Annotated in this window: 5 protein-coding genes; all 5 read left to right on the top strand. The window is 49.6% G+C overall.

The features are described 5' to 3' along the window. Positions 1-403: hypothetical protein (locus HMPREF3190_RS07590; RefSeq protein WP_449676148.1), on the top strand; the 403-nt coding region annotated here is incomplete at its 5' end. 252 nt (positions 404-655) lie between these two features. Then, positions 656-1,891: a 30S ribosomal protein S1 gene (gene rpsA / locus HMPREF3190_RS03755; RefSeq protein WP_066780513.1), complete on the top strand. Its 1,236-nt coding sequence runs from the start codon at positions 656-658 to the stop codon at positions 1,889-1,891. Between the two features lie 418 nt (positions 1,892-2,309). Beyond that, the gene (coaE, locus tag HMPREF3190_RS03745) at positions 2,310-3,104 is read left to right on the top strand and encodes a dephospho-CoA kinase (protein ID WP_066780506.1); all 795 of its coding nucleotides are present in this window, start codon (positions 2,310-2,312) and stop codon (positions 3,102-3,104) included. A 9-nt stretch (positions 3,105-3,113) separates the two neighbouring features. Further along, a complete protein-coding gene (gene uvrB, locus HMPREF3190_RS03740) occupies positions 3,114-5,243 on the top strand; it encodes an excinuclease ABC subunit UvrB (RefSeq protein ID WP_066780504.1) in 2,130 nt (709 codons plus the stop codon). Between the two features lie 227 nt (positions 5,244-5,470). Then, complete coding sequence (locus tag HMPREF3190_RS03735) at positions 5,471-7,282, top strand: DNA repair protein RecN (RefSeq protein ID WP_066780502.1); 1,812 nt, start codon at positions 5,471-5,473, stop codon at positions 7,280-7,282. Positions 7,283-7,365: the final 83 nt, after the last annotated feature.

Raw genomic sequence — 7,365 nt, 5'->3', positions numbered from 1 at the left:
TGTTTCTTATCCACATCTCAGCACCGTGGATTCTCTGTACAGGCATGACTACCGTTATCTCCGCGTCAACGGTTTCTTCAGTGATGAATTGTTCCCTATTAAAGTACTCGCGGAGCGCAAAGTCAACCATTATTTTGTAATGCATAGCGTATCTATAAAATTGTATGTGCAAGGTGCTTTTCTTGCATGGGAACGTGTTTTGGCGCACTGTAGGGAACGTGGTAAAACTCCTGTTGCAGCACGTATTCCGCCGCCCGCAGCCTTTCTACCGTCCAAACGTAGCTCCGTGCCGTCTTTTCGCAGCCCAAATGCAGCTCCGTGCCGTGTTATTGCAGCCCAAACGCCGCCGGCCGCCGCCTTTTTGCAGGTGAAATGCAGCTCCATGCCGTCTTTTTGCAGGTGAAATGCAGCTCCATGCCGTCTTTTTGCAAGGTTTAACGTGCATAAATTTTTCATATGGACAACTGATGATATTTCTTTACGATATGTACTAACGTGCTACAATGTTTTCACTTACCAAAACAGTGGTAAGAATGTAAGTGTTGGCCCCCGAGACATGTTTGCTACCTGCTGTTTCTTCTTAACGAGTACGAACATGGTACAGTGTAATCAATCATGTTGATGGGTCCCCGGAATGTATTGAAAGGGGTCCGTTTTGACCGAAATCAAAAACCCTTCCGTCATCGATTTTTCAGATATTTCCGATGACAAAATGAACGCTCTTATCGATGGTACTCTTACCGAATTTGATGAAGGCGACCTTGTTAATGGCACAATTGTGAAAATTGAACACGACGAAGTGCTCGTTGACATTGGTTTCAAGAGCGAAGGTGTTATCCCAGCTCGTGAGCTTTCTATTCGCAAAGATGCCGACCCTGCTGAACTAGTTTCATTGGGTGACAAAATTGAAGCTCTTGTTCTTCAAAAAGAAGACAAAGATGGGCGTCTTATCCTTTCCAAGAAACGTGCAGAATACGAGCGTGCATGGATTTCTGTTGAGGAGAAATTCAAGGCTGGCGAATCGGTAACGGGTGAAGTTATCGAGGTTGTTAAAGGCGGTCTTATCATCGACATCGGATTGCGTGGATTCTTACCTGCGTCGTTGGTTGATCTTCGTCGCGTAAAAGACCTTGATATGTACCTGAACACCAATATCGAAGCGCGCATCATCGAGATGGATCGCAACCGTAACAACGTAGTACTTTCACGTCGTGCGCTGCTGGAAGAAGGCCGCAAGAACGAACGTGCCGAAATTTTGACGAAGCTTACGAAGGGCATGCGCCTGAAAGGTACCGTTTCTTCGATTGTCGACTTTGGTGCCTTTGTTGACCTGGGCGGCATTGACGGCTTGGTACACATTTCTGAGATTTCGTGGAACCACATTAGCCACCCATCTGAAGTGCTGAAAGTTGGTCAGGAAGTTGAAGTTGAAGTGCTTGACGTCGACTTGCAACGCGAGCGCATTTCGCTTGGCTTAAAGCAAACAACGCCTGATCCGTGGTTAAAGCTTGTTGAAGCATATCCTTTGGGAGCCATCGTTGATGGTGTTGTGTCGAAGTTGGTGCCGTTTGGCGCGTTCATCTCGCTGGGTGACGATGCTGAGGGCTTGGTACACATTTCTGAAATGGCTACACGTCACGTTGATACCCCGTCTCAGGTAGTGAAAGTTGGAGACACGGTTAAAGTTAAAGTTGTAGAAATCAATGCAGAACGTCGCCGTATTTCTTTGTCAATGAAGGCTGCTGCTCTTGACTTAGGTATTGAAATTCCTGTTGAGGGAAGCACTGAGCATTCTGAATCTAAGGATGATGCCGCTTCAACTGCTGATGCAAAACAAGCATCGGAAGCATCTGAAGCAAAAGAAGATGCGTCAAAGAAGGATGCAGAATAGCAGTAACCGTTTCACGTGCGCATACGTGCGTGCACGTGCAAAACGAATGCGACAAAGGCGTGCCTGTATGGGTGCGCCTTTTTCACTATGTATGTGCGGAAATGGCTGATTGCAGGCCTGCGGGCAGGTTGTGTGCGTGTGCGGGCTTGTTGCTTGCACGTGGCGTTGCGGCTTTCGTGCGTGTGCGAGTGTGTGGTGGGCGCCGAGCGCGTAGAAGTGGCAGGTAGTTGTTGAGCATCCTATGGCGCAACATAAAGTGAGCGTTGAACACATAGAAGTGGCAGGTTGTGTGACATGTGCGGAAATAACAGCTTGCAGAGCGCGCTATGTAGAGGCTGTTCGCGAGCGGAATTGGGAACGAGCCAAAGATAGTGCATATAAAGTATGTTGGCACCGAGCATAACGAAAGGAGTACGTCGTGAAGCAAATTTTTATAATTGGCGGCATGGGTTCGGGCAAATCGACCGTTCGCAAAACGCTTGAGCAGCAGGGCGTACCCGCTATCGACCTTGATGCGCTTGGCCATGAAGCGCTTGCGTGTGATTCCGTAAAGCTGCAGTTAAAACGTGCTTTTGGAACTTCCATTTTTGATGCATGCGGCTGTGTTAATCGTGCAGCGCTGGCTGCCATTGCGTTTGCAAATTCGCACAATACGTGTACCTTAAATGCTATTTGCATGCCACAGATAGAACAGCTATATGCCTGTGAACTGCACGAATTGCAAGAACAGCATCAGCCGTATGTTGCTGTTGAGTGCTCGACGTTCACAACGCGCAATGAGCCACTTGCAAAAAATGCTGACGTGCTGATTGCGGTTCTTGCTTCCTTGGAAGCGCGTATGCAGCGCTTGCAGCAAGCGGGATGGAGCGAGCGTGACATTCGTGCGCGCATTGCGCAACAAATAAGCGACGACCAGCGAAAACAACAGGCAGATGTCGTGTTCTATAACGACGGAACGCCTGGTAAGCTTGCAGAACAAACAGTGCAATGGTGGCGTTCGTACACGCGCTGTACCTGCGCAAACGGCAATGGGGTAGCAACGAACGGCAACGTGTCATCAAGAAAGAGCGAAGCGAACGCTGCTACCAGCGAAGCGCAAGCGACCGTCCACTGCTCAAACGCATTCCCAAGCGGCACCCACCAAACGCCAAGAAGCACCTGCTCGCACCCGTTCCCAGGCGGCAAGCACCAAACACCGAGCGGTAAACGGTAAGGAGAAAGCGTGTCATCTCATTTTGCAAATATCCAAGGAAGCGCTATGGAAGGCAAGCTGCCTGCTGTTCGTCTTGCAACCACGCCCTTTGTTGTGAAATCGCCTTACGAACCCGCAGGTGATCAGCCTAAAGCCATCGCTCAGCTGGCCGAAAACGTCAGAAGCGGCATGCGCTATCAAACGCTGTTGGGCGTTACCGGATCAGGCAAAACGTTCACGATGGCAAAAACAATCGAGGCGCTCCAAAAACCAACCTTGGTGCTGGCGCCCAACAAAACGCTGGCGGCGCAGTTGGCAAGTGAGCTCAAGGAGTTTTTCCCGCAAAATTCGGTGGTGTATTTCGTGTCGTATTACGATTATTACCAGCCCGAAGCCTATGTTCCCTCATCAGACACATTCATCGAAAAAGACGCATCCATTAATGAAGAAGTTGAAAAGCTGCGTCATGCGGCTACGTCGGCTTTGCTTTCGCGGCGAGATTGCGTGGTGGTTGCCTCGGTGTCGTGCATTTATGGTATTGGTTCGCCGATGGATTATGCCGGCATGGCAGTGTTTCTCGATTGCAGCAAGGAATACAATCGTGACCAGCTTCTTCACGATTTGATTGACATCCAATACGACCGCAACGATTACGAATTGAAGCGTGCGACGTTTCGTGTGCGCGGCGATATTGTTGACATTTTTCCGCCGTATGCCGATAACCCAATTCGCGTGGAATTTTGGGGTGATGACATCGAGTCGATAGCGGAAATTGATGCTTTAACAGGGGAAAAGCTAACCAGCTACGAGGCGTTACCCGTGTGGCCGGCGTCACATTATGTAACGGCACGTCCGAAAATTCAGCACGCGCTTGATACAATTCGCGATGAGTTGCGCGAGCGCCTTGCATTCTTCAAAGAGCAGGGGAAACTGCTGGAGGCCGAGCGCCTTGAAATGCGTGTGTCCTACGATTTGGAAATGATGGAAACGATGGGCTTTTGCTCGGGAATCGAGAATTATTCGCGTCACCTGGATGGACGCAAGCCGGGCGAGCCGCCGTATACGCTTATCGATTACTTTCCGGATGATTTTTTGTGCATCGTCGATGAAAGCCACGTAACAATACCGCAGGTCAGGGGCATGTATGAGGGCGACCGTTCGCGGAAAATTACCCTTGCAGAGCACGGTTTTCGTCTGCCAAGCTGCCTGGATAATCGGCCGTTGCGTTACGACGAGTTCGAGAAGAAAATCCCGCAGTTTATTTTTGTTTCAGCTACGCCAGGCGACTATGAACAGCGTGCCAGCAGTGCCGTTGTCGAGCAAATCATTCGTCCAACAGGGCTTTTAGATCCGAAAATTGAAGTGCGTCCTATCGATTCGCAAATTGACGACATTTGCGATGAAGCGCGGCTGCGCGCGGAGCGCCACGAACGCACGCTCATTACTACGCTTACCAAGAAAATGGCAGAAGATTTATCGGATCATTTGCTTGATCGCGGGCTGAAAACGCGCTATATGCACTCGGATATCGGTACGCTTGAGCGCGTGGAAATTCTGCGTGACCTGCGGCTTGGCGTATTTGATGTGCTTGTTGGTATTAACTTGTTGCGCGAGGGCCTCGACTTGCCAGAAGTGTCGTTGGTGGCTATTCTTGATGCCGATAAAGAGGGATTTTTGCGCAATCACCGCTCGCTTATTCAAACGATTGGGCGTGCTGCACGAAACGCAAACGGCCAGGTTATCATGTATGCCAATCGCATTACCGACTCCATGAAAAGCGCTATTGATGAAACTAAGCGCCGCCGTAGCATACAGATTGCATATAACGAAGAACACGGTATCGTTCCACAAACGATTACTAAGGCTGTTGTTGATATTGCACAAAGCGTTTCCGCAGATAGCGCTGATGAAAGTTCGCAAGACGTTAATCGTAAATTGGCGCAGTTTTCACGTGAGGAAACGCTGCGGATTATCTCTGAGCTTGAAGATGAGATGGTGCAAGCCTCTGAGCGTATGGATTTTGAAGCGGCAGCGAAAGCGCGTGACCAGCTGATAAAGGTGAAAGCGTGCTTTGAAGGCGAAAGTGAGCTTGACACTTTGAAAAAGTTGAAGCAGCAAGCACGACGTTCGTCGTCGCGGTTTGGGAGTAGGAAGTGTTGAGGCACTTGCACCTTGGAAGTAGAAGCGCTAACGAGCTTTGATGTAGGTGAAAGTCGCTCGTATTCTGTAAAATATGACGCCTTATTATATGTTGCAGAGTATCAGCAACACACCAGCACGAGTGTTTCATGTAACGATTGCGGTGCTAACGTTATCGCGTCGCTTAAGAGCAACAACGTTACATAACGCCAATGAAATTGCATTATATGGTGATAAAAGGGGAAGTTATGATTGATGAAGTACATATTACCGACCTTGCACTTATACATAATGTTTCGCTTACGTTCGACAAAGGGCTTACTGTCATAACAGGGGAAACAGGCAGTGGAAAGTCGGCGTTACTGAAAGGCTTGCGTCTGCTGTTAGGTGAGCGCGCTACAAAAGAGAGTATACGTGAGGGTTGTACCAGTGCCTGTGTTGAAGGACGGTTTTTCATTGACGATACGAATGAAAACGCTGCTAGCAGTGCGAACTTCGATGTTGATGCCGATGTGCATGACGCTAACGCGAACACCAACACGAACGTCAACGCCAATGCGCGCGACACTAGTACTGTCACCAGCGTAAATGCTACGAGTGCAAATGCTGACGCGTGCGCTGGCGACATCGCGCCAACCTTTCAGGAATTGCTTGTAAAACGTACCTGTTCCACTGATGGAAAATCGCGCGTGAGTATTAACGGCTCGCTTGCATCACTCAAAGAGCTTGCCGCAACAATGGCACGCACGGTCGATTTTTGTGGTCAGTTTGAACATCAGCGTCTTATGCAGGCGAAATTTCACGAAGGCATGCTCGACGCGTTTCTTCACACGCATACCTCTCCGGAGTATAAAGCCTACCATCAGGCATTTCTTGACTATCGCGACGCCTGCCAGCAGCTGAAGCTTGTTGCCGAAGCAGGCGAGCAGCAAAATGCCCGCGTTGAGCAGGCACGTTATCTTATTCGTCGCGTTGAGGAGCTTAACCCCGCCGAAAACGAGTACGACGAATTAACCGTTCAACTGCAAAAAGCCCAGCACAGCGAGGAGCTTACGCGTGACGTGTTTTCTGCACAAACGGCTCTGAGTGGTGAAAGTGGCGCATTGGACCAGCTTAACACGGCAATTTCTCAAATTCAACACGCCGCGCAATTCGATGCCGCGCTCGCAGAAAAGGCGCAGTCGTTGCTTGAGAGCCTCTACATTACCGAGGATATTTCTCGTGATATTTCGAGTTATGCCGCTTCTATTGAATTTGACGCTCAGGCACTTGATGACATGCAGCAACGCATGTCGCTGTTTCAGGGTTTGCTGCATGATTTTACGCCTGACATGGCACAACTCATGAAAAACTACCACGATGCAAAACAGTTGGTGGAGTCGCTTGATAATTCCAAGGAACATCTTTCAGCGCTGCAAGCACGCGTTCAACAAGCACGTGAACAGCTTGAATGTGCAGCGTGTGCACTGACTGAGTTTCGTAAAAAGGGTGCGCCGTTGTTTAGTGAACGCGTTAATGAGGTTTTGGCAGCGCTTGAAATGCAGCATGCGCAATTCTCCTGTTCAGTTGATATGGTGCCGCTTGAGCAGTTCACGGAGCAGTCGCCCTGCGCGGTAGAGTTTATGTATTGCCCTGGTGAGGGTATGCAGTATCGCCAGTTGGTGCGCATTGCATCGGGTGGTGAAATGAGCCGCGTTATGCTGGCGCTTAAAGTTGTTCTTGGCAAAAGCGATGCTGTTCAAACGCTTATTTTCGACGAAGTGGACGCTGGTGTTGGTGGCACAACGGCGCAAGCGTTGGCGCGCGTGTTGTTTGAGTTGTCACAAACACATCAGGTGATTTTGGTAACGCATTTGGCGCAGGTGGCAGTGTATGCCGACACGCATTACGTGGTAAGTAAAACCGATGGTACGGGCGTGGGACCTGCCGAAACGCAGGTCGAGCGTCTTTCTGAGGAACATCGCGCGCTCGAAATTGCTCGCATGCTTTCTGGTAAAGCAACAGACACGTCGCTTTTGCATGCGCGCGAGCTTATTGCCGCTGCTCGCGCTGCCGACTAACTAAGCAATAAGGTTCGACGCCGTTTTTTCGTTTTTCTGTAAGTAATGAAGAAATAGCGCCACATATCTCGTTTTCATTGTAT

Origin of the sequence: Umbribacter vaginalis, from assembly GCA_001552935.1 — a bacterium.
Taxonomy (GTDB): Bacteria; Actinomycetota; Coriobacteriia; order Coriobacteriales; family Eggerthellaceae; genus Berryella; species Berryella vaginalis.
The sequence above is the reverse complement of the archived record's forward strand: the minus strand, read 5'-3'. Positions and strand labels throughout refer to the sequence as shown.

Coding starts and splice junctions, on each gene's coding strand:
- HMPREF3190_RS03735 (WP_066780502.1), top strand. CDS start 5,471: ATGATTGATGAAGTACATATTACCGACCTTGCACTTATACATAATGTT.